The 3269-nt window shown below is 46.1% G+C and carries 1 protein-coding gene; it reads left to right on the forward strand.

Annotated elements, in window-relative coordinates; genetic code table 11:
- Positions 1-124: 124 nt before the first annotated feature.
- The gene (locus QUA57_RS28240; RefSeq protein WP_333065098.1) at positions 125-3217 is read left to right on the forward strand and encodes a hypothetical protein; all 3093 of its coding nucleotides are present in this window, start codon (positions 125-127) and stop codon (positions 3215-3217) included.
- Positions 3218-3269 lie beyond the last annotated feature (52 nt).

A 3269-nucleotide genomic window follows, 5' to 3' on the forward strand; every position in this document is an offset into this window, starting at 1 on the left:
TTATCATTATTGTTCCATAATATTTCTGCAGAAAGAGGTATTGACAAAATCTACTCCTTTCTAACTTGTTACCAATGCCACAGAATGGGTAGCTGGGGAAGGACTAAAAATCCCAGTCTTTGATATGTCCTTGGCTGACGGTAGAGCAAAGGGGCGGTACCAAGCTGAATCAGAAGTGCTGCGTAACTCCCTGCTTGAACTGCTTTTTGAACCTGAAGAATTAGCATCCCTAACCATCGTTAAACCAGACCCAAATGATAGCAGCTTCGACCCTCTCAAAAACATCGACTTCGGAGATGGTATTACCAGAAGAGTTGCTTTCAGCTCCGGCAAAAATGTGTACTTTGCAGACATTGAACTCTCAACCAAACTGTTGAGCGTATTCAAAACCCAACCCGACCACGCCTGTCGCTACGGCTCACTGCTAGTTAGCAGTTGCAACCAAGGAGCCAAATTGTTAGATAGCTCCCTTGACGGCGAAACCTTGCGACTCAAAATTGTTGATTCTCAAAGCGATGACCAAAGTGAAAAAGCGAAAGCTCATAAGTGGCAAACCGGAGACTGTCACGGTAAAATTTCACCGGCACTAGCCCAACAATTAGGAGGGAATTACAACCGACCTTTTCAATTCAGATTTGCCTGGATGCAGGAATGGGGACAAGAAGACTGCCACACTCCAGAAATTAGCTTTCTTGCCAAAGGAACGCTGTTGCCTGATGCTAATTTAACCTCCGACTTGGGTTATGATATCATTATGGATCGCTCCTCTATCAAAGGAGTTGCTAAAGAGCAATTAGCTGAACTTATCCCCTGTGGCGACTACGAATTTCCCAAAGCTATACTGGGAAATCGAGGCAACGCCAAAGTAACTGAATACGAAAATTCCTGGCAATTTTCGATTTGGTATTCTGAACCAGCTATTCAGGCTGACATCGCGACACCGACCAAAATTGAAGCCCAAAAGCTAGCTGACTTGCAAAATAACCGGCTGCAACTTGCCAAATACTTAGTGGAGCAGCACGACAAAAAAGCTGCTTTTCAATCTAGCCTTCACGAAGACAGCAGCGGATTAGAAGACGAAACAGATGAAAAAGCCCAACGCAACGAATCCCGGCTAATTTCAATTTTGAGGAACGACAAACTCGGTCAACTCCTCGACTTTCCCAAAGTCGTCGATTTCATGCAAGAACAACTGGCTAAAAAGTGGAAAGACTTAGCAATTAAAGGAACAATTCATCACGGTTCAGCAATGGCTCAACCTTGTGAAAACCTCCAACCCGGTACAATTGTGGCCCCCCACTTGCGACACGGCACAGAAGTCATCGTTACCCGATACCCAATTGTCAGTAAAGATAACATCCGCCGCTACACAGTAGACAACAAAAGCCATCGCGCATTAACGCAATACAAAGGGTGCGTTTTCATTCGCTCTGACCAAGCCATGCAGCATCATCAATGTGATTTTGACGGCGATCAATTAGTGATTACGCCTGCTTCACGAATGCCGAATATCGCCTCTGAAACCAGGCACGCTAATCAAGAGAATGAGTACGATGCTGTTGAGAAGCGAGAGAAAGTTGACTACACTAAAGCTACCGATAGTGATGGCGAGCGCAAGTATACCAAATTGCGGCAAATTGCCGTAGCCATCGCCCAAAACAAAATCGGCTGGGTTGCTACCTTAATCGGGAGAGTGCAATCGTCAGCAGCAGAACCGGGACAGCCAGAAAGTTTATTCAATCAACAGAAGCGGCAGCTTCTTGGAAAGCTATTTGATGCCCTGCAAATTGAAGTGGACAGTCCCAAAAGTGCTACTCGCACCGAAGACCACCACCCTACTTTGTTGTCCAAGGCTAAGCAGTGGTCAGAACAGCACCCAAGCTACCTATTTGACTACAAAGACGACCCCAGGCTTTACAAAACCGTACCATTACCTATAGGAGACGGCACCGCTATCAATTGCATTGCTAGAGAGGCTGTTAACCCCGAATGGGAATCAACTCGTCTAAAAAGCCGCCACCGCGACGAATTTCGCTACCTGTTCGAGTCTCCTTCCGACTTGGATGAACGAGAAAAATGGGAGAAACATTATGTCAGGTGGGCACAAGATATTAAGGAACGCTATCGAGAAAGGATGGGTGAAATTCACTTGGAGTGCGGCGACGATTCTAAGGCAATTAAAGAAGCCGTCAGCAAGTTATACGAGAGCTTAAGAGCCGATGTGACCGAAGCTTGGGCTGACCCTGAAGAACGGTTTTTAGCTGCTAGTGCGATGTGGCACGTCGAAACCGCCAATCCCAACTTAGAAGTTCCTCGCAAAGCTTGTAAGGAACTTTCTCGCCAACTGCTGATTGAATTCAACCTTGAACCTGAGTACGAGCGACTGCACGAAGCAATGCCAAAAGACACTTACATTCTGAGCGTCCCTTTCGAGGAATTTGAACGGGACGGTAGCAATAAGACTGTCAGGGATAAGAAGCGACAGCCAGTTGGCAAAGACTTAGCTGGACATTGGAAAGAATTGTTAGACAGCAAAGGCATTAAATATGAAGCAACTTTGCATCCGAGCCTGCCAATGGTCAATTTTGCCTTAATTGAACCCAGCGACAAACTGGTGGGAATTCTTGAGAAGAAGTTTTGCGAAAATGTCAACGACATCGACAGTTTAGACTTAACTTACCGCGATGGTCTTGGTCGCACCAAAGATGTGAGCTCACGCATTGTAGCTCCTGCTGATTATACTTGGCTTGAGTCCCAAAACCAAACACCTAAAGCAGCATTGGTTCTCAATTTGTTTACAGATGAAATTTGCCAGCAATTGCAAACCTTTCAGTTTGACAGAGCTGAACTGATTGGGCAGAAGTACAATGACTTGAAAGATGTTGACTTTAGCAGTCCCAAATGGAGGCAAAAAACATTGACTTTTGAGGTGGGATCTGTTAGCGGTAGCGGTTCGAGGCGCGACGGCAGCCCTATTGTCCTCCTTGACGGACAAGAATTAGCTATGTTCTCTGCTAATTCACCTAAATTGCCGATCGGCACTACCTTTGAGGCCACTATTGAACCCTCGCCTAAAGGTAGTGCTCTAATATTAAACATCAACCCTAGCTCTGTGCGACTCATTGAATCAGTGGAGGAACTTGCAGAAGTCGCGCCAACTCCTTGTCAAGAGCGATCGCAATCCGTATCCCCCAGGGCGGATTTATTGTCGGAATAATAAATTAGGGGATTGGGCTATTTGCTGATGCGCGCCCTCGGGATTTAACTGG

Source organism: Microcoleus sp. Pol7_B2 (genome assembly GCF_036701035.1).
GTDB lineage: Bacteria > Cyanobacteriota > Cyanobacteriia > Cyanobacteriales > Microcoleaceae > Microcoleus.